The 21,503-nt window shown below is 35.4% G+C and carries 21 protein-coding genes; 14 read left to right on the forward strand and 7 right to left on the reverse strand.

The genetic code is table 11. The features are described from left to right. Positions 1–4: 4 nt before the first annotated feature. The gene (locus tag HCX49_RS22770; protein ID WP_021188831.1) at positions 5–532 is read left to right on the forward strand and encodes an acyl-CoA thioesterase; all 528 of its coding nucleotides are present in this window, start codon (positions 5–7) and stop codon (positions 530–532) included. A 60-nt stretch (positions 533–592) separates the two neighbouring features. Here HCX49_RS22770 and HCX49_RS22775 read toward each other — a convergent pair whose 3' ends face one another. The 4 genes from HCX49_RS22775 to HCX49_RS22790 form a co-directional block, all read right to left on the reverse strand. After that, positions 593–1,000 (reverse strand): EVE domain-containing protein, encoded by a 408-nt coding sequence (locus HCX49_RS22775; protein ID WP_021188830.1) that lies wholly within the window; start codon positions 998–1,000, stop codon positions 593–595. A gap of 10 nt (positions 1,001–1,010) precedes the next feature. Next, positions 1,011–1,361, reverse strand: a complete 351-nt coding sequence (gene gldC / locus HCX49_RS22780; RefSeq protein WP_021188829.1) for a gliding motility protein GldC — start codon at positions 1,359–1,361, stop codon at positions 1,011–1,013. A 157-nt stretch (positions 1,362–1,518) separates the two neighbouring features. Further along, positions 1,519–1,758 (reverse strand): hypothetical protein, encoded by a 240-nt coding sequence (locus HCX49_RS22785; RefSeq protein ID WP_132843735.1) that lies wholly within the window; start codon positions 1,756–1,758, stop codon positions 1,519–1,521. Further along, positions 1,758–3,107, reverse strand: a complete 1,350-nt coding sequence (locus HCX49_RS22790; RefSeq protein ID WP_168128229.1) for a DEAD/DEAH box helicase — start codon at positions 3,105–3,107, stop codon at positions 1,758–1,760. Before HCX49_RS22790 ends, HCX49_RS22785 begins: the two co-directional genes overlap by 1 nt. Positions 3,108–3,293: 186 nt before the next feature. Here HCX49_RS22790 and HCX49_RS22795 point away from each other — a divergent pair, with 186 nt between their 5' ends. Together HCX49_RS22795 and HCX49_RS22800 are read left to right on the forward strand one after the other, a co-directional pair. After that, a complete protein-coding gene (locus HCX49_RS22795; RefSeq protein ID WP_168128230.1) occupies positions 3,294–5,432 on the forward strand; it encodes a S46 family peptidase in 2,139 nt (712 codons plus the stop codon). 127 nt (positions 5,433–5,559) lie between these two features. Further along, a complete protein-coding gene (locus tag HCX49_RS22800; protein ID WP_021188827.1) occupies positions 5,560–5,739 on the forward strand; it encodes a hypothetical protein in 180 nt (59 codons plus the stop codon). Positions 5,740–5,873: 134 nt separating this feature from the next. Here the strand turns inward: HCX49_RS22800 and HCX49_RS22805 are convergent, their stop codons facing one another. Continuing rightward, on the reverse strand, positions 5,874–6,668 hold the full coding sequence (locus HCX49_RS22805; protein ID WP_031287608.1) for a GLPGLI family protein: 795 nt from the start codon (positions 6,666–6,668) through the stop codon (positions 5,874–5,876). A 10-nt stretch (positions 6,669–6,678) separates the two neighbouring features. Beyond that, positions 6,679–9,405, reverse strand: a complete 2,727-nt coding sequence (locus tag HCX49_RS22810) for an outer membrane beta-barrel protein (protein WP_168128231.1) — start codon at positions 9,403–9,405, stop codon at positions 6,679–6,681. Between the two features lie 200 nt (positions 9,406–9,605). Between HCX49_RS22810 and HCX49_RS22815 the strand changes: the two genes are divergently transcribed. From HCX49_RS22815 to HCX49_RS22865, 11 genes are all read left to right on the forward strand, one after another. Next, entirely contained in the window at positions 9,606–10,976 is a 1,371-nt protein-coding gene (locus HCX49_RS22815) for a dipeptidase (protein ID WP_132843738.1), read from the forward strand. Between the two features lie 100 nt (positions 10,977–11,076). Further along, positions 11,077–11,820 carry a lysophospholipid acyltransferase family protein gene (locus HCX49_RS22820; protein WP_168128232.1) on the forward strand — a complete coding sequence of 248 codons (744 nt, stop codon included), beginning with the start codon at positions 11,077–11,079 and terminating at the stop codon, positions 11,818–11,820. Positions 11,821–11,849: 29 nt separating this feature from the next. Next, the gene (locus HCX49_RS22825; RefSeq protein ID WP_021188823.1) at positions 11,850–12,608 is read left to right on the forward strand and encodes an ABC transporter ATP-binding protein; all 759 of its coding nucleotides are present in this window, start codon (positions 11,850–11,852) and stop codon (positions 12,606–12,608) included. Between the two features lie 144 nt (positions 12,609–12,752). Continuing rightward, positions 12,753–12,974, forward strand: coding sequence for a DUF2795 domain-containing protein (locus HCX49_RS22830; protein WP_021188822.1), 222 nt, complete (start codon positions 12,753–12,755; stop codon positions 12,972–12,974). An 80-nt stretch (positions 12,975–13,054) separates the two neighbouring features. After that, entirely contained in the window at positions 13,055–13,519 is a 465-nt protein-coding gene (locus tag HCX49_RS22835) for a hypothetical protein (protein WP_168128233.1), read from the forward strand. 208 nt (positions 13,520–13,727) lie between these two features. After that, positions 13,728–14,717 carry an anthranilate phosphoribosyltransferase gene (trpD, locus tag HCX49_RS22840; protein ID WP_168128234.1) on the forward strand — a complete coding sequence of 330 codons (990 nt, stop codon included), beginning with the start codon at positions 13,728–13,730 and terminating at the stop codon, positions 14,715–14,717. A 1-nt stretch (position 14,718) separates the two neighbouring features. After that, positions 14,719–15,357 carry a phosphoribosylanthranilate isomerase gene (locus HCX49_RS22845; protein ID WP_132843743.1) on the forward strand — a complete coding sequence of 213 codons (639 nt, stop codon included), beginning with the start codon at positions 14,719–14,721 and terminating at the stop codon, positions 15,355–15,357. Beyond that, entirely contained in the window at positions 15,338–16,522 is a 1,185-nt protein-coding gene (gene trpB, locus HCX49_RS22850) for a tryptophan synthase subunit beta (protein WP_021188818.1), read from the forward strand. The genes HCX49_RS22845 and trpB overlap by 20 nt, the downstream gene beginning before the upstream one ends. Positions 16,523–16,525: 3 nt before the next feature. Next, positions 16,526–17,287: a tryptophan synthase subunit alpha gene (trpA, locus tag HCX49_RS22855; protein WP_168128235.1), complete on the forward strand. Its 762-nt coding sequence runs from the start codon at positions 16,526–16,528 to the stop codon at positions 17,285–17,287. A gap of 127 nt (positions 17,288–17,414) precedes the next feature. Next, entirely contained in the window at positions 17,415–17,858 is a 444-nt protein-coding gene (locus tag HCX49_RS22860) for a hypothetical protein (protein WP_021188816.1), read from the forward strand. Between the two features lie 97 nt (positions 17,859–17,955). Continuing rightward, positions 17,956–20,889 (forward strand): TonB-dependent receptor domain-containing protein, encoded by a 2,934-nt coding sequence (locus HCX49_RS22865; RefSeq protein WP_168128236.1) that lies wholly within the window; start codon positions 17,956–17,958, stop codon positions 20,887–20,889. Positions 20,890–20,923: 34 nt separating this feature from the next. On the opposite strand, the gene HCX49_RS25460 is transcribed toward HCX49_RS22865, so the two are convergent. Continuing rightward, complete coding sequence (locus tag HCX49_RS25460; RefSeq protein ID WP_183915987.1) at positions 20,924–21,502, reverse strand: Maf family nucleotide pyrophosphatase; 579 nt, start codon at positions 21,500–21,502, stop codon at positions 20,924–20,926. Position 21,503: the final 1 nt, after the last annotated feature.

Genomic DNA, 21,503 nt, shown 5'->3' on the forward strand with positions numbered 1-21,503 from the left:
AGAGATGAAGGAGAAATGTGCTAAAGAGTCTACTACGGTAATGAATGAATTAGTATTACCGAATGATACGAATACTTTTGGTAATTTAATGGGCGGTAGATTGTTGTATTGGATGGATATCTGTTCTGCAATGGCAGCGCAGAAACACTGTAATAGTCCAGTAGTAACCGTATCGGTCGATAACGTTTCATTCAAAAGGTCCATTCGACTAGGAGAAGTTGTGACCATTGAAGCGAAGGTAACGCGTGCCTTTAATACTTCAATTGAAGTAAGAATGGAGGTGTTTGCTCAAAATCTTCCATTGGGAACAAAAGAAAAATCAAATGAAGCTTATTATACATTCGTAGCGGTAGACGAGCATGCCAAACCGCAGCCAATTCCGAAAGTAGTTCCTGAAACGGAATTGGAACATAGGCTTTACGACGAGGCAATGAGACGTCGTGAGTTACGCTTAATATTAAGTGGTAAGCTAGATCCAAGCAAAGCTACTGAATTAAAAAACCTTGTCAATTTATTTGATCACAAAGGCTAATTAAAAATGCCTCAGATGGTGTATCTGAGGCATTTTTAATTTTAATTAGTGCAAACGCTATTATTCAGAGCCTAAAGCCACTATACGATCAAACTCTTCAGCCTTTAGTGGCATTACAGATAATCTTCCTTGACGTACTAATGCAACATCCTGTAAAAATTCATCTGCTTTGATCTGCTCTAGTGTAACTGATTTTTTAAATGTTTCGACCGGAGCTAAATCTACGACTACCCATTTCGGATCTTCAGTTGTAGGATCCTGATAGTATTCTTTTACAACTTTTGCAATACCCACCACTTCTTTTCCTTCATTGCTATGGTAAAATAAAACAAGATCACCCTCTTTCATTGCTTTAAGATTGTTACGGGCTTGATAATTACGTACACCATCCCAAAACGTCTGACCATCTTTATTAAATTGCTCCCAGCTGTATTTGAAAGGTTCAGATTTGACCAAAAAGTAATTCATATCGAAAAAATTAGTTTTGTTGTTCTAATACTTCCATTTTATCAGCAAAGTGAGCGCAATAATCACGTAAATCTGCGATTACTTTCTCTGCCATAGGATCACCGCCTGAAGAACGTAGAAATGAATCTCCTAATGTCTGTAAGGTCTCATAGAAAAAACGTTTCATCTCATCATAAGGCATATCTTTAGTCCATAAATCGATACGCATTGAGTTTTTATATGCAGAATCCCATAATGCTAAAAACATGGCTTTGGCAGGAAGTTCATCAGAAGATTCACCATCATTAGAAGACCAAGTAATTTTGTCAGGCACGTTTGCATCATCCAATTCAACCTGTAATTTTATTTCTGCTTTTTTCATTAGAATATGATTTGTTTTAATAATGAGTGTTAGCTTTTACTAATTATTAAGCTGGTTTCACTCGGTTTTTAAAGGCTATGAAGCTACTCTGAACATGTTGATTTCTATATGATATGCTCAAGACTGTTTCATATTAATAATGCTTTTTACAAAAGGCTTACGCTATTTTTATAATAAGTGTTAAGATCGCGACTACCACTATAAAACCCAACTCATAGAGCCAAAGCTTTTTATTTTGTTTGACAATAATCCGGAAGAAAATATCCACCAATAGTAATACCACCATTAAGATCAACAGCGCGGTCATAGACAGTAATGGTTTCGTATCGGACATATCCTCTACAAAATACCAAGCTACTAAGCATGCCGATACGATATTAATTGGTGTAAGTCTCACTATTTTGTTCTATAATTTCTTTTAGTAGAAGTTTTAGGACCTTGTTTATTAGACTTGAACCCCGATGCACGCTGTGATGCTTTTGCTTCTTTCTGCTTGATTGCAAATTTCTTCTCGTGGAACGCTCCTTTAAAATCTGGATCTTCTTTTCGTTTTTGAATATCGATTTCTTTGGCAATAGCCTGGCGTTCGAAATATGGTGTTTCTTCGATAAAAACTTCATCTGGTAGTGGAGCAACATCAACAGACTGACGCATTAACTTTTCAATTTTTCTGAAATAATATTTTTCTGCATCATTGCAAAAAGTAATAGCATCACCAGAATTAAATGCACGGCCGGTACGTCCGATACGGTGTACGTAATCTTCTGTCACTATGGGAACTTCAAAGTTAATCACATGAGAAACATTTGAAACATCAAGACCACGTGCTGCTACATCAGTCGCTACTAAAATTCGTATATTTCCTTCTTTAAAGGCATTAATAGAATTGATACGTGTATTTTGACCTTTATTAGCATGTATAACTCGTACTTGATCTTTACCATATTTACGTTCTAAAAAGGCAAAAACATTATCCGCAACTGTTCTTGTTTTGCAAAAAACAATTAAACGATGAAATGATTCATCATCTTTCAATAGATGTTGCAATAAATTGAGTTTTGTTTTTTGGTTAGGAACGAAATAAACTCTCTGACTCACCGTCGAAGCTGGCGTTGCTTGCTCAGAAACTTCTATAACCGTTGGAAAAGCTAAGAAATCACCAGCAATTTTCCGAACCAGCTCTCCCATTGTTGCGGAGAATAATAAATTTTGTCTTTTTCGAGGCACGACTTCCAAAATACGGTGCAATTTAGAAATGAATCCCATATCCATCATTTTATCGGCCTCATCCATCACCAAAAATTTCAATGATTTCACATTAATATGACCTTCTAAATATAAATCTAAAAAGCGCCCCGGTGTCGCGACAATTATGTCTACTCCTTTTTCAAGGTTTTCAATTTGGGTTTTAGGCCCCAAACCACCATATAAAACGACTGTACGTAAATCAAGATATTTTGAAAATGTCTGGATATTTTCCTCGATCTGCATAGCAAGTTCGCGGGTTGGCGATAAAATTAAAGCGCGTGCATCTTGACCTTGCGCATATTTCAATTTCATTAATATAGGTAAGACAAATGCAGCCGTCTTTCCAGTGCCTGTTTGCGCTACTCCCATGATATCTTGACCAGCTAGAATCGGTGTAATAGCTTTTTGTTGTATTTCTGTTGGAACCGAATAACCTGCTTCTTCAATTGCGTTCAAAAGCTGCTTATTCAATTTAAAATTTTCAAATGTTTGCTGCATTTTACAAAGATAATGAAAAGCATCCACATGCTTATCTTATGCATTAAATGATTATCAGATTGACGTAAAACTGACATAACTGTTTCATTATTATTGTTAAAAAGATGCTTCATTGGTCGCATTTTGATTTAAAGCAGAATTAAACCACCTTTGTAGTAAATAACTAAACTTTTTTATCAAGTTTGTATGAAAAAATTATGGATCTTATTGCTGCTTATCACAGCAAGTATGACCACATTCGCAGATGAAGGAATGTGGTTCTTAATGCACTTGAAGCGACTTAATGAAGCTGATATGCAAAAGAAAGGATTGAAACTGACGGCTGAGGAAATCTACAGCATCAACAATTCAAGTTTAAAGGACGCAATCGTACAATTCAATGGTGGTTGTACTGCAGAAATCGTTTCTGACCAAGGCTTAGTATTCACAAATCACCACTGTGGATATGGTGCAATTGCAGAATTATCAACTCCTGAAAATGACCACTTAACAAATGGTTTCTGGGCAAAAACAAAATCTGAAGAACTAAAACCGAAGTCTTTGTTCGTTCGCTTCTTTGTTCGTATGGACGATGTTTCAAAAAGAATTTTGTCATTAGTAAATGATAAAATGTCTGAATCTGAACGTCAAAAAATCATTAATCAGGAAATCGCTAAAATCGAAAAAGAAAACAGCGAAAACGGTAAATACATCGTCAATGTAAAATCATTTTACAATGGCAATGAATATTACTATTTCGTTTATCAAGATTTTAACGATGTCCGTTTAGTAGGAACTCCTCCTAACAGCATAGGTAAATTTGGTGGTGATACAGACAACTGGGAATGGCCACGCCACACAGGAGACTTTTCTATCTTCCGTGTATACGGGGACAAGAATGGTAACCCAGCAGAATATGCGAAGGAAAATGTTCCTTTAAAACCAAAACACTTCTTACCGATCAGTTTAAAGGGTTTTAAAGAAGGTGATTTTGCTATGATATTGGGATACCCTGGCCGTACCAATCGTTGGATGCCTGCAGGAGGAATTGATCAAAATGTAAAGTTTGCTTACCCTGCTTGGGTAGAGGCATCAAAAACAGGAATGGATGCCATGAAAAAATACATGGACAAAGATCAAGCTGTTAAAATCAATTATGCTTCTAAATATTCTCAAGTAGCTAACTACTGGAAAAATCGCCAAGGAATGATCGACGCTTTAACGTTGCACAAAACTGCGGTGACAAAAGCTCAAGATGAGGCTAAATTTAACAAATGGGCTAATAAAAAAGAGAATAAAGCAGAATATGGTGATGTAATTGCTACGATTAATGCTTATTATGCTGCTACGAATGAAAAAGCGCGTCATGATAACTATTTAAGTGGTATGATCCGTTCAAGTACATTAGCCGCTTTACCGTTTTCAATCGGAAATGGATTGGATTTATATGTAAAGTCTAATGAGGCGAAACGTAAAGAGTTATTACCGAAGTTGCAAGGAGCAATTGCTTCCAGTTATGAGAAATTATACTTACCTCTAGAGGAAGATGTATTGATTGATGAATTGAACTTATATGCAAAAAAAGGTGGCAACATCGCTCCTTATGTTGCAGAACTAGCTGGTAAAAACAACAATGATCTAACATCATATATTCGTGAAGCTGTCAAAAATAGTATTTTTGCTTCCGAAGAAAGACTTAATAACTTTTTAGACAATCCGACAGCGTTAGCGTTGGATAACGATCCATTGTACAAATTATCGACAGCATTATTAAATAAATACCGTGAGTCTTCGCCTTCAGATAAAGAAGCAACGGATAAATTCGAGGCTGCACACCGTAAATATGTTGCTGGCGTATTAGCTTCTAATCCAAAAGGAAAATTCTATCCAGATGCAAACAGCACGTTACGTTTAACATATGGTTCTATTAAATCATTGCCTGCAGATAAACGTAATGATGCTGCACAAAACTTCTATACGACTTTGAAAGGCACTATTGCTAAGTACAAAAAAGGAGACGAAGAGTTTGATTTGCCTCAGAGATTGATTGATTTGCAAAACAATAAAGATTACGGTCGCTATGCAGATAAAGCTGGATACCTTCCGGTTAACTTCTTAAGTGACAACGATATAACTGGCGGAAATTCAGGTTCTCCTGTAATAAATGGAAATGGCGAACTAATTGGCTTGGCTTTTGATGGTAATATTGAAGCGATGGCAGGTGACGTTATTTTTGATCACAAATTGCAACGCACGATATCTGTAGATATTCGTTACGTTTTATTTGTAATTGACAAATTTGCTGGAGCTACCAATATCATTAGTGAATTAAAAATTGTAGAATAATCATATTTCACAATTTTTAACAGAAATTTTTCTGAAAAAATATTTTCTATTAAATTGGTTTTTGTATATTTATTGTGTTAATTAGAGTAATAAACAAGACCATAAAACTAAAATTATAATTATTAAAATGGAAAACTACGTAAAATTAAAAGAGTTAGTAGCATCAATCGAAGGAGATGCAGACAAATTTTTCAACAATGGTAACTCTGCTGCAGGTACTCGTGTACGCAAAGGATTACAAGACATTAAAACATTAGCACAAGAAATTCGTAATGAAGTTACTGCTAAGAAAAATGACGGTAAATAGTTTTTATTTATCTTAATCAAAATAAAAGGCGCTTTAAAAGCGCCTTTTATTTTGCTATTATTTTTTTATATTAATAAAGCCCTTAAATGTAATATTTAAGGGCTTTATTAATAATATACAGCTTTCTTACTCAATTACAAAGTAGCTAATTGCATAATATATTTTACGGTATCTTTGTTCAACCACTGCGAAATAGTGGATGTAAATTGATCAATCATTTGCTTACGGCTCATTGTTTTAGTCTTCTTATTTTCAAAAACCTTCTTATCCATTACAATAGTATTGCTCAATTCTACCTTCGTAGCAAAATAAGATACGTGTTGACTTGGTACCACGAGACCCAAAATCATACCCGGCAAGCCACTTATAGACTCAGGGCCTCCACTAACTGGAATTTCATTTGCATAGAAACCTATTACATAAGTTGAATCGGAAGTAAATCCATTTGCCCGTCGACATGTATAACCTGCTATATCGCGGTACTCATCAGTAATACGCCATTGAATTTTTTTAACGGAGTCCTGAATGATAATTTTATCACCCATCATATCATTAAAACGTTTATAATCCTTCGTTGCTAAATTTGATAAAGTCTGCGCATCAAAGTCCAGAGCAAACATCATAATTAGTTGCTTTGCTTTCATATCCAATTCCTGTCCAGCGACCGGTTGAAATAGTGTTTCATTTCCATTGAATTTAAGGGTCTTCTTTAAAACAACATTCTCTGGAATATTTGGAAGCATCTGTTCAAACTGAGTTCTGGAATTACCATCAGCTTTGGCAATAAACTGTTTATTAACGATGTTCTTCATATACATCGTTTTATCAAACGAGATGGTACCGACCTTAGAAAAAAGTGTATACTGTGCTTTAGCGAGCGTACTGCAACATAAGAGTATAAAAAGTATTCCGTAATTTAGTATTTTCATGTGTTTCATCTTATAAAAACATTTTTGTAAAATCCCATGATAGCTTTAACATATAGTAACGTCTGATCGTATCATATCTTCTTTGCGTAAATACAGAGCTTGAGGCCGATCTGCTAAAGCCTTTATTTTGATTCAGAACATCATTAACTGTAAAATCTAAAATCAAAGATTCATTTTTCAAGAATTTCTTACTAACTCCTGGATGAAGTAAAAATTGATCAAACTTCTGGTCAAACGCTTTCGTTGCTGCCTCGTAAGTATAATCGTAGTTGGTATATACCTTAAGTGTTTTTGTAAAAAAGTATTCTACACTTCCAGAGGAACCGAATACAAAACCATTACTGTTTGTATTTTGCTGTAAGTTAGACTCCATAACACGGTATTGTGGACTTAGATTAATATTAAAGTTTAGCCCGGTTTTTGTATCACGAGTCAACGTGTAAGTAAAATTATAATTGGTTGTATTTACTTTATTCAGTTCACCATTGAAGAAATTATAATTTTCCGATGTTGACAATGATAATTGTGGCGAGTTACTCAATCCCAATTTTTTATTCAACTTAAAGTAATAACCGGACCAAAAATTAGCAGACAGATTAGTTTTTCCTATTATATTATTCCATTCGTAGGTATTTATACCATTAGCAGTAGTGATGTTCTGTGAAATAGGATCTTTTACAACATTTACGTTCCCTCCTACATATGCATAACTTCCTGTCAATAACTTAAATGTATTATAACCTAAGTTTATATTATGACTAAAAGATGGTTTCAAATTCTCATTCCCAATATAGCGATTCAATTGATCTGAGTTATCAAGTATCGGCTGGATTTGATTTAAAGCAGGTAGTTGATTACGTCCATTGTAATTAAACCACAACTGCTTACTTTTAGTAAATGAATAACCACCACCTAATGACGGATTATAAGTGAAAAAGTTTCTGGAAAACTGTTCTTTCGTATCGTTATTCCGTTGCTCTAAATCATCATTATTGAAACTATTCGTAAAATTTAATCTTAACTTTTCCGTTGTATAACCGAATGCCAGTTTATAATTACTGCTTGTTCTATTGAAATCATAATCATTACTAAAACGTTTATCCAGTTGATCATAATTTCCTGAAGAGGATTCATTAAACGATTCCACCAAAGAAGAACTTTTATTACTTTCGACACCACCTCCAATCGACATATTTAAAACTTTAGACAATGGTTCTGTATAGGTTAAAGATGCTCGGTTATTTGTTACCCTCTGTTCTCTGTTTTTTCGCTGATCAGTAATAGAATCTTGTCCAACATCATATTTACGAACTTTTGAATATAGAGACCCTCCACCAGTAGTTTCATCTTTCCTTGTCTCTCCACTAAATGTCAATGATCTTCCTTTTTTCTTAAATTTATGAGTAAACAACGCACTTAAATTAAATGCTTTCACCTTGTTGTCCGCAACTTCTCTTGTATTTTCAGTTGTTACTGTATCCAATTTTTCGGAAAATTGATACGCTTCGCGCTTATTATCAGACCAAAGATTCTTTTGCGATGCTCCTCCACGAATTGTCAATGTATTTAAGGAGTCAAAGTTAAGATCGTATTTCAAATTTACACGATGCTGATCATTTTCCGTATCTACTGTCTTTACAGTACGGCTGTTGATAAGACCACTCATCAAAGTTTCATCTTGACCATCACTACTGATACGACCATATTTATAGTTTATATTGACGTTATGCTTGTTTTTATCAAATTTGTCTGAAAAGTTAATGCCTGAATTAATTGCTCTTGGGACACCAATTACACCTTGGCCAGAGAATGGGTCGGTAAAACTTGACCAGGACATCGATCCATCATCACCATAACTTACTCCGGAATCGCCCCCATATTTCTCTGCATCTTGCCAATTCATCGACGTAGTACCATTGTTACCAAATAGACCATAAGCTGATATTTTTTGCGAACCTTTAAACTTATTAACCATCAGTTGCCCCATGTAGTATTTATCTGTTCCACCACCTACTAGCGCTTTACCAAACATACCATTTTTGGCTCCATCTTTTAATTTAACATTAATCGTTTGCTCTCGTTGACCATCATCCACTCCTGTACGTTCCGCTTGTTCTGATTTCTTTTCGTAGACCTGCACTTTATCAACCATGTCTGAACGTATGTTACGTGTCACTAATGTCGGATCATCGCCAAAGAATTCTTCCCCGTCTACTAAAACCTTTTTCACAGTTTTACCTTGTGCAGTAATCTTTCCCGATGCATCAACCGTAATACCCGGCAATACTTTCAATAAATCTTCAACTTTAGCATTTTTTTCCACTTTAAAGCTACCTGCATCATATTCTGTAGTATCTCCTTTAATAGTGATCGGAATGCGTCCTGTTACGATAACTTCTTGTAAAAGTTGCGCTGTACTTGTCAAACCAACCTTTAATGCTGAATAATCTTGATTTGGTAAAATTTCGGTATAATAGTCTCCATATTTGGGATAACTTACAATAAGTACTGCCTCACTTTGTACGGGTGTATTTAACGAAAAATTACCATTTTCATCAGATCTGGTAAAATCTAAAAGAATAGAGTCTTTGGCACTCAAGAGCATGACCGTTGCATTTGACAACTTCTGCTGATCTTTGGCATCACTAATTTTACCTTGAATTTTACTCTGAGCAAAGCAAAAGCTCACAAGCATCGGTAATAGCAACAACAAATGGAAAATCGTTTTTCTTTTCATCTAAAAACTATAATTATCACTTTGGTTAATAAAACTGCACAAATATATTGCATAGTTACCCCTATTAGATAGGCTTTCAATAGAAATGTTACAACTTTTTATAACTTTTTTTTAAATCCTTTAATTATGCCTCTAAAACCATAATTACCAAGGTGAAATTATAATGTTTTACCTATTTTTGTTTTAAATACATTCATACTATGCAAACTATACAAGAATATGTTGAGGCGAACAAACAACGATTTTTAGATGAGTTGTTTGATTTATTACGTCTTCCGTCAGTAAGTGCTGATCCAAAATTTAAAGGTGATATCGAAAAAACGGCAGAATTTGTAGCACAAAAGTTAAAGGAAGCTGGCGCAGATAATGTAGAAATCTGTCAAACAGCGGGTAATCCGATTGTATATGGAGAAAAAATTATCGATCCTGCTTTACCGACGGTATTAACCTATGGACATTATGATGTGCAACCTGCTGATCCATACGAATTGTGGGATACTCCACCGTTTGAGCCAACAGTACGTGATGGTAAAATTTACGCGCGTGGTTCTGCAGATGATAAGGGACAATTCTATATGCATGTAAAAGCATTTGAATATATGATGAAAAATAATGCACTTGCGTGCAATATTAAATTCATGATCGAGGGAGAAGAAGAAGTTGGTTCTGCTAACCTTGGAACTTTTGTAAAAGAAAATAAGGAAAAATTAAAAGCTGACGTAATTGTTATTTCTGACACATCGATGATCAGTCTGGAAACTCCATCTTTAGAAACTGGATTAAGAGGATTATCTTATGTTGAAGTTGAAGTAACTGGTCCAAATAGAGATTTACACTCTGGTGTTTACGGGGGCGCAGTTGCAAACCCAGCTACAATCTTAGCAAAATTAATCGCATCTCTACATGATGAGAACAATCATATTGCCATTCCAGGATTTTACGATGATGTCGTCGAACTATCTCAGGAAGAACGCGATGAGCTCAATAAAGCGCCATTCGAAATCGAAGCATATAAAAAAGATTTAGGTGTTCAAGAGCTATGGGGAGAAGAAGGATATTCAACAATTGAACGTACAGGTACTCGCCCGACTTTAGAAGTGAACGGTATTTGGGGAGGTTATATTGGTGAAGGTGCAAAAACTGTACTTCCTTCGAAAGCATATGCCAAGATTTCGATGCGATTAGTTCCAAATCAAAATTCACAGCGTATTACAGACTTATTTAAAAAACATTTCGAAGCAATTGCTCCCAAAAATGTACAAGTCGAAGTTAAACCGCATCATGGTGGCGAACCGGTTGTAACTCCAACTGATAGTGTCGCTTACAAAGCTGCTGAGAAAGCTTTAACGGACACATTTGGGGTAAAACCTATCCCAACCCGCGGCGGAGGTTCAATTCCTATTGTAGCCTTATTTGAGGAAGTTTTAGGCTTAAAAACTGTCCTTCTTGGTTTCGGATTAAATAGTGACAACCTACATTCTCCGAACGAGAAATATGGTATTGAAAATTATCTTAAAGGTATTTCAACTATTCCTTTGTTTCATAAATATTATGCTGCATTAAGTAAATAAATACCTGCACAAAATACAGAAAGGGGTTCGCTAATTTGAACCCCTTTTTTATTATATTGCTCTCCTTACGAAAAGCTATCTTGTATAAAAATATTATTGAATGATTAAAATTCTGAAGAAACTGCATCGCTATTTTTATTTTGCCAGTGTTTTTATTGTGTTCTGTTGTCTTTTTCCCATCATATGGCTATATGCAAGAAATGCATCCAAAAACTATAATCAAATCGCGTATCTCAGGAGATGGATGAGTCTCATCGGTTCATATGGTGCCGGTATTTTTTACCGCGTAAAGTTTGAAGAAAAAATTGACTGGTCCAAACCTTATATCCTCTGTGCTAACCATACTTCCGTTCTAGACATCACGGCGATGACTTTTATATCCCAGAAAGCTATTAGTTTTATTGGAAAAGCAGAGTTATTGAAAAACCCCGTAACACGCATATTTTTTAAAACAATTGATATCCCTGTAGATCGTAAGAGCAGAATGGCTTCTTTCAGATCTTTTAAAAAGGCTAATGAAATGCTTAAGGAGGGAAAATCTCTTGCCATTTTTCCGGAGGGAAAAATTGATGAGCAGTATCCACCTACTATACATCCTTTTAAATCTGGTGCATTTCGTCTGGCAATTGAGAATAATATTCCAATAATCCCGATTGTCATTGAAAATGCCTGGGAAATTTTATGGGATGACGGTCATAAATTAGGATCGCATCCAGGCATCGTAAAAGTGCAAGTATTTGCTCCGATTAATACAGATAATTATGATGAACAAAATGCTGCTGACTTAGAAAATTACGTTTACAATAAAATGCTTTCACATTGGAAATTGCAGAATAAATTGTAATTTGAACACCAAATTTAAACAAGTTTGCTATGGCTTCCGCAACATTAATTGAAATTCAAGAGATCGCTCGACAATATACAATAGGAACAGAGACTATTCATGCGTTAAAATCTGTTTCTTTAAATATAAAGAAAGGTGAATTTGTAGCTTTAATGGGTCCATCTGGATCTGGAAAGTCAACATTAATGAATATTTTAGGTTGCTTAGACACTCCTAATTATGGTGATTATATTTTAAATGGCATCAATGTCAGTGATATGACAGATGATGAACTGGCTGAAGTTCGGAATAAGGAGATTGGATTTGTTTTTCAAACATTCAACCTTTTACCCAAAAGCACAGCATTGGAAAATGTTGCACTTCCATTAATTTATGCAGGGATTAAGCAAAGTGTACGGGAGGAAAAAGCAACACAGGCTTTAAATAGTGTCGGATTAGGAAATCGTGTTGATCATCGTCCGAATGAGTTATCAGGTGGTCAACGCCAACGTGTAGCAGTTGCCCGTGCATTGATAAACAATCCATCCATTATTCTTGCGGATGAACCTACAGGAAATCTTGACACAAAGACTTCTATCGAAATCATGGGGCTTTTAGAAGAAATCCATTCTAAGGGAAATACCATCATATTGGTAACTCACGAGGAAGATATTGCACAGCATGCACATCGAATCGTCCGCATGAGAGATGGACTTATAGAAGCTGATTATCCAAATACAGATATCAAATCCGTTTCTCCAAGACTATCAGCATTAGAAGAAAAAGGTGATGATTTTGAAAATATTTAGAAAGATGAGCACAACGCTAGTGTATTTTTTCAAACTGAATATCAATTACTTAAATTGATGATAAAAAAATAAATGACAAATAACTTGCTAAAGACAAATTAAATTATATTTTTGCGAAAATTGAAAACTTAATCTGTTTTTATTATGTATTGGACATTAGAGTTAGCTTCACATTTAGAAGATGCCCCTTGGCCGGCAACAAAAGATGAATTAATCGACTATGGTATTCGTTCTGGTGCTCCTGTTGAAGTAATCGAAAATTTACAAGATTTAGAAGACGACGGTGAGCCTTACGAGAATATAGAAGAAATTTGGCCAGATTATCCTACAAAGGATGATTTCTTCTTTAACGAAGACGAGTATTAATAAAAAATGCCTTACATTGAATTGTAAGGCATTTTTTATACGATTTAATCCTTTTCACTAAATAGCAGTCTTATCACTATATGATAACATATCTTAAAAGTGCATGTATACTTTTGGCATTTCTGATTCCCAATATCAATTTTGCACAGGAAAACAGAGTTCCTGATTCCAATTTGGTTATTGTGAAAAAATTTGTCACTGCTCTTAATGACCCCAATATTGCTACAGATGTGATCTTAAGTCAGCACATCATCATCAACAAAAAGCTTACGGATGAATATTTTGAATATCTCGAAGCAAGTCTAAACGAAGTCCGTCTCAATATACAGATGAAAGATATTAGTCAAATTCAGTATCTCAACTATCATCAGCTTCCTAAAAAGGAAACTAGGGATATCGACTTAGAAGGAAAAAATGCGTCGAACATTTACTTTCTTAAAATAAAAGACAGGCTGATTGTATCCCTTTATCTTGAAGCAGACAAAATTGCATCCTTTACTTTAGTCTCAAAAGGAAATAATTTAGCACATTTTGTCACATATTAAAATTATTCACTAAATCACTTGCTTTTTTTAAAATAATCAACCATATTTGCTATTACAATAAAGAAATGAATATAAACGTATTAAATAAGTCTTGGTGGTGGCATAACAGTTAAACTGTTGTGGCAAAGAACTATTGCTTAGATTTATCTATACATCAAAATAGTAGGCTTGCCTTTTTAGGTAAGCCTTTTTTTATTTTAATAATACCATGAAAAAAATATTAGCGCATTTATTTGAATATAAATCATTCAGCAGAAAAGAGGCTTATGATATCCTCATCAATATCACAGAGGGCAAATATGATAGCCATCAAATCGCTGCATTCATGACAGCTTACGGCATGCGAAGTATCCGTGTGGAAGAACTTGGTGGATTTAGAGATGCGATGTACGATCTATGTCTTCAGCTTGACTTCAGCGGTTATGATTTAATCGATTTATGTGGTACAGGTGGAGATGGAAAAAACACTTTCAACATTTCTACATTAGCATCTTTTGTTGTAGCTGGAGCAGGTTATCATGTCGCTAAACATGGTAATATCGGCGTCTCATCGGGCTGTGGTTCTTCCAATGTTATGGAATATTTGGGCTATCAATTTACAAACGATAAAGGCGAGCTAAACAGACAACTGGATGAGGCCAACATTTGCTTCTTACATGCCCCTTTATTTCATCCTGCGATGAAGACGGTAGCACCTATTCGAAAAGCGTTGGCCGTTAAAACATTCTTTAACATGCTAGGCCCTTTGACCAATCCTGCGAATCCAAAATTTCAATCCGTAGGTGTTTTTAGTCTAGAGCTTGCAAGATTGTATGGATACCTCTATCAAGATTCAGTAAAACAATATTCGATTATACATGCACTGGATGGATACGATGAGATATCACTTACAGGTGATTTCAAAGTTATAACCAATGCTGGAGAAAAATACTACAGTATTCCTGAACTTGGCTTTGATATTGTTGCACCAGCTTCTTTAGCTAGTGGGGAAACAATCAATGAAGCGGCAGACACATTTTTGAAAATTATAAGCAATGATGGCAATGACATTCAAAATAACGTAGTACTTACAAATGCCGCCTTTGCTATCAATACATTTGATCCGCAAAAAACATTTGCAGCTTGTTTGGCCGAAGCAGAAGAATCACTTAAAAGCGGAAGAGCATTCAATAGTTTCAAAAAACTTATAAATAAATAACATGAGCTTAAAAATTAAAGTTTGTGGCATGAAAGATCTGGATAATATGCTAGATCTCATTAAATTACCGATCGATTATATGGGTTTGATTTTCTATGAAAAATCAAAACGATATGTCAGTGCTTTGGATGCCCATTTTATAAAGGCAATCCCAGGAATAAAAAAAATAGGTGTTTTTGTAAATGCCAGCGAGCAGGAAATTCTACAAAAAATCAGTGATTACGGATTAGCCGGAATTCAGTTACATGGTCATGAGGATCCTGATTTTTGTCTTAGGTTAAAATCTAAAGATATTCTTGTCATCAAATCTTTTGGCATTGACGAAAACTTTGATTGGCAATCTCTCAACGCATACGAATCGGTTGCTGATTATTTTTTATTTGACACTAAGACTAGTAACCATGGTGGTTCGGGAATACACTTTGACTGGGATTTATTGAGGAACTACCCCTTAGAGAAACCCTATTTTTTAAGTGGTGGTTTAAGTGCTGAAAATATAAGAGAGGCAAGCCAGATTTCCGATCCTCGTTTATACGGTCTCGATTTAAATTCAAAATTTGAATTTAAGTCAGGAATAAAAAATGTAGAATTATTAGAACAGACATTGAAAAACATGAATTATGAGCAAGTACCAGGTTAATGAAAAAGGATATTATGGTCAATTTGGAGGTGCTTACATTCCAGAAATGCTATACCCTAATGTAGAAGAACTGCGTCAAAAATATTTAGATATTATTCAAGAACCCAGTTTTCAGGAAGAGTTTAATCAACTTCTAAGAGATTATGTGGGTAGACCATCACCTTTATACTATGCAGGCCGTCTATCCGAGAAATATGGGAGTAATATATATTTAAAAAGAGAAGATCTAAATCATACAGGTGCTCATAAAATAAACAATACAATTGGTCAAATCTTACTTGCACAGCGACTAGGAAAGAAAAGGATCATAGCTGAAACGGGAGCTGGGCAACACGGTGTTGCTACTGCTACTGTATGTGCACTAAAAGGATTAGAATGTGTGGTCTACATGGGCGCCATCGATATTGAGCGCCAAGCACCAAATGTTGCCAGAATGAAGATGATGGGAGCACAAGTAGTACCAGCACAATCGGGAAGCAAAACTTTAAAAGATGCTACTAACGAAGCTTTACGAGATTGGATAAACAATCCCGTTGACACACATTATATCATTGGTTCTGTAGTAGGGCCTCACCCCTATCCAGATATGGTTGCTCGTTTTCAGTCTATCATATCTGAAGAAACAAAAAAACAGCTCTTAGAAAAAACAGGCAAATCCAATCCTGACTATGCAATAGCATGTGTAGGTGGAGGATCGAATGCTGCAGGTATGTTTTATCACTTTGTAGATGAAGAATCAGTAAAGCTGATTGCTGTAGAAGCTGCTGGATTGGGTGTTGATTCTGGCGAGTCTGCCGCAACAACGGCACTTGGAAAAGAAGGTGTATTACATGGGAGCCGATCATTGCTGATGCAGACTCCAGATGGACAGGTTATAGAACCATACTCCATATCTGCGGGATTAGACTATCCTGGAATTGGTCCACAGCACGCCTGGTTATTTAAATCCGGACGCGGCAATTATGTGAGCGTGACGGATAAAGAGGCAATGGAAGCAGGATTGTTGCTCACAAGACTGGAAGGAATTATTCCTGCTATTGAAAGTGCTCATGCTTTAGCATACTTAGAAAAAATGGATTTAAAACCAGATGATACTGTGGTCATCTGTCTGTCAGGACGCGGAGATAAGGATCTGGACAATTACATGAAATATTTTGGCTTTTAAACGATGAGAAAAATAAAAAAAACAGGGGATCAAGGTCTCTTATCGATATATTATACTGCTGGTTACCCAACACTTGATAGCACAGTAACTATTGCCAAAAAGCTGGAGGAATCAGGTGCTGATTTTTTAGAAATCGGTTTCCCTTATTCAGATCCTGTTGCCGATGGCCCCACTATTCAACATAGCTCCGAGGTTGCTTTAAAGAATGGCATGACAGTAGAAATTCTTTTTGAACAATTGAAAGAGTTACGTAAGCATGTGACCATTCCCGTATTTTTAATGGGTTATGTAAACCCTTTATTACAATATGGTGTGGAACGCTTTTGTGCTGACTGCAAAAAGGTGGGTATTGACGGAATAATTGTACCGGACTTACCGATGTATGAATATGAAGAACTTTATAAAGATACATTTGAAAAGAATGACGTTGCCAATATTTTTATAGTGACCCCACAGACTTCAGAAGAACGTATTAGAAAGATTGATAAACTTTCCAATAGCTTTATCTACTTGCTCTCCTCTAATGCAACTACAGGGACAGAACTGAATGTAGGAGACACAACAACTGCTTACTTCCAGCGAATAAAAGATATGCAGCTTGAAAATCCAATTGCAATCGGATTTGGCATTTCAAATAAACAATCTTTTGAACAAGCTACATCGTTTGCCACAGGAGCTATTATAGGTACAGCATTTGTGAAACTACTAACGAAGGACAATTACTTAGATGAAATTCCTAATTTTATTAAATCAATAAAAGGTTAAAACAAAAAATAGTCCTTGCTCCATCAAGGACTATTTTTATAAACTTCTACTAACTGAACAAAAATTGTAGCAATAATATGACAACAAGAATGCTTAAGAGAGCAAGTTGTTTATTAGCTTTGTCGAAATGAAACAGTTGATCATACTTATCTTGATTTTTCACTATTCCCTTACGGCGACTAGTGCAACTGTGTACTTTCATTTTTGTCATGGAGAAACGCAATCCATCTCCCTCAATAAAGACGAGGCCTCACATGCAGAATGTGCATTATGCAAAAAAAATGATGCCTGCCATAAAACTCCTGTTTCGGAAGAGCATAAATCAACTGAAGATAATAAATGTAAAAATGTTTCTGTCGATTTAAAAAACGTCGACGACAATCATTTTTCATCGGATAGTGCAAAGGTTTATCCGGTTATCAGTCCAGCCATTCTGGTATTAAACTGGATTATTATAAATCAAAACTACTTTGAAAACATTGCCAATTCCAAATGTGTTTTCGCGTCAAATAAACCGATATCGGCAACTGATATTTCTCCTTATTTGATAAACTGTAACTTCAGAATCTGATTTTTAAATTTTTTAATAGGTCTTTTAAAGACAACCAAGGTCACACTTTAGCGATAAAAGCTGAAGTATACTACTATTTCAAAATTTTAAAAAAATCATGAAACAAATATTAAAATACGCACTTATACCCCTATTTATTTTTCTTGCAAATACTTCGCTGAAAGCCACTTCTTATATTGCTAAACAAGACAGTACGGTCACATTACATGTCGCTGGAAACTGCGGTATGTGTAAAAAACGTATTGAAAAAGCAGCCAATCTTCCGGGTGTGTCGAACGCCGTATGGAGTGAAGATACTCAGAAACTGTCCTTAACATATAGTGCTAAAAAATCAACATTAGAAACGATTAAAAAAAGCATTGCGGCTGTCGGACATGATGTTGAGAATGTACGAGGAAACGATAAAGCATATGCCGAATTACATGAATGCTGCTTATATCCTAGATTAGAAAAAGTTCAAGCTTCGCCATTAACAGTTAGTGCTACCACAAACAATAGTAGTGCTACAACAATCGTTTCTGTTGATAGCACAACCACTATGCATGTAGCAGGAAACTGTGCTTTATGTAAAAAAAGAATCGAAACTGCGGCAACTATTAATGGTGTTACATCAGCAATCTGGGATGTAAACACAAAAGAGCTGGTCGTAAAACATAATCATCAAAAAGCACCTTTAGAAGAAATAAAAAAGAGCATTGCTGCCGTTGGACACGATGTAGACAATGTACGTGCCGATGATCAAGTATATGAACAATTACATGAATGTTGTTTATATCCGAGAATGGAAAACGGTAAAATTACGGATGTAAAAGCAAAGAAAGATGATCATCATGATCACAACCACATTTTAACGGGCGTAGTTGTTGAAGAAAATGAAAAAGGAGACCTCAATCCAATCACAGGTGTTAATATCCATTGGTTAGAAGATAAAAGCAAAAATGCAAGAACAAATGAAAATGGTGTTTTCAAATTACAGCATCATGGAAATTTTAAGAAGATCGTTGTGAGTTTTGCAGGTATGCAATCGGATACGATTACTATAAAAGACTTGCATGAAGTATTGATGATAAACGCAAAAAGCCATGTCTTATCTGAGGTGGTAGTAACAGGAAGCAGAAGATCAAACTTCATCAATCGAATGAATCCTGCACGTGTAGAGGTATTAACAACTAAAGAACTATTTAAAGCTGCATGTTGTGATTTAAGTGAAAGTTTCGAAACAAATGCTTCTGTTGATGTCGTAAGTAATGATGCTGTAACAGGTTCTAAACAGATTCAAATGCTAGGATTAAGCGGTATATATACACAGCTTACTGTAGAGAACTTACCTGGCCCTAGAGGCTTAGCAGCCCCACTAGGTTTAAATTCGATATCTGGAAGCTGGATCGAATCTATTCAAATTGCAAAAGGCATTGGTTCTGTTGCAAATGGATATGAAAACATGGCTGGACAAATTAATGTTGAACTTAAAAAACCGCAAAATTCGGACAGACTTTATTTCAATGCCTATGCAAACAACATGGGAAGAACAGATGTAAACTTAAATTTAGCTCAAAAAATAAACAACAATTGGTCTACCGCTGTCCTGTTACATGATAATTTCATGTATAATAAAACAATGAATTTCAGCGATAACGGTTTTCGTGATATCCCTGTTGGAAACCTCTTTTCCGGAGTAAACCGTTGGAACTACGAAAACGGAAAAGGCTTCATGGCACAGTTTGGAATTAAATATTTAAATGATGACCGTACAGGTGGTCAAACAGATTTTAACAAAAAAACAGATAAAGGAACTACCAATAGATATGGTCTAGGTTTTGATATTGAAAGAATCGAAGGTTTTGCTAAAATCGGCTATGTATTTCCAGAAAACAGACACCGCAGTATAGGTCTACAACTTGCAGGTTCAAACTATAATCAAAAAAGTTATTTTGGTCTAAAAAATTATAATGGTGAACAACAGAATGGATATGCCAATTTGATATTTCAAGATGTTCTCGGAACTGTAGCTCACAAATACCGTGTGGGAGCTTCGGTAAATTATGATAACTATGATGAGTTATATCTGGATGTTCAGAATTTTAAGAGAAAAGAAACTGTTTCCGGTGCTTTTGTAGAATATACTTTCAGTCCAAATGAAAAATTTGATGCCGTCGTAGGTTTAAGACAAGATTATAACTCATTGTACGGTTGGTTTACTACACCTCGTTTAAATTTACGTTATGCACCTTTTACAGGTAATACAATGCGTTTAAGTGCTGGTAGAGGGCAAAGAACGGCTAACATTATTGCCGAAAATATGTCTGCACTAGCAAGTAGCCGTACATTAATTATCAAATCTCCAGACAATTTTAAAAATGCTTACGGATTAGATCCTGAAGTTTCTTGGAATACTGGCTTTACAATTGATCAAAGTTTCAGATTGTTCAACAGAGAGGCAACTGCATCGGTTGAGTTATTTAGAAACAGTTTTGAAAATCAGGTCGTAGTTGACTATGAAAACCCTAGAGAAATATCTTTTTATAACTTAACAGGTAAATCATATTCAAATAGTCTTCAGGCAGAATTACGTTTCAATCCTCTTCCTCGTTTAGAAACAAGACTTGCATATCGTTTACTCGATGTTCAAACTGACTTTGAAAGTGGTAGAAAAAGTAAACCGCTATTGGCTAAGCACAGAGGTTTTACTAATCTAGCTTATACATTACCTTCATCAGGATGGAGCTTTGACTATACCTTAAATATTGTAGGAGATAAAAGAATACCTTCAACAATAGAAAACCCAGTTGCATATCAGGTAGCAACAAAATCAAATGCTTATGTAACGATGAATGCGCAGGTAAGTAAAGATTTTGGGAAAAATAAAAACTTCACAATTTATGTTGGTGGTGAAAACTTAACAAATTATTTCCAACATAATCCAATTTTAGGAGCAGATGATCCATTTGGATCTTACTTTGACACGTCTCTATTATGGGGACCATTAACGGGAAGAATGTTCTACACCGGTGTAAGATTTCATATCAACTAAAATAAAAAGGGAACCAAGTTAGCGGTTCCCTTTTTTATTTTAGTTTCTTTAGTTCCTGATAGAGTCGAGCTGTTGGCAATCCTACCACATTTGTATATTCTCCCTTGATACTTTTGATCCCGATACGACCTATCCACTCTTGTATTCCATAAGAGCCCGCTTTATCAAATGGCTCATATTTTTCAATATAAAAATTAATTTCATCATCACTAAGCGGATAAAATTCTACTTCAGTGGATTCCGAAAAAGTAATTAATTTTTCATCTTCCAGAATACAAACTGCAGTAATTACTTCGTGGATATCACCAGATAACATCTTTAACACGTGAAAAGCTTCCGCTTTACTTTTGGGTTTTCCTAATATTTTTTGATCAGAGGTAACAACAATAGTATCTGCAGTAATGATTACAGCCCCTTCAAAATCATTAAGAAAAGCCTCAGCTTTTTTTGTCGCAATGGCCTTCACTACCGCTATAGGTTTTAGAAGTTCATCGACAACTTCATCCGTCTCGCGGACCACCACTTCAAACTTCAAACCCAATTCACTTAACAATTGGCTTCTTCGCGGCGATTGAGAGCCCAGTATTATTTGTCTATTCTCTAAATTTATCATT

The sequence above is a fragment of the Sphingobacterium sp. B16(2022) genome (assembly GCF_012030425.1).
GTDB classification, from domain to species: Bacteria; Bacteroidota; Bacteroidia; order Sphingobacteriales; family Sphingobacteriaceae; genus Sphingobacterium; species Sphingobacterium anhuiense.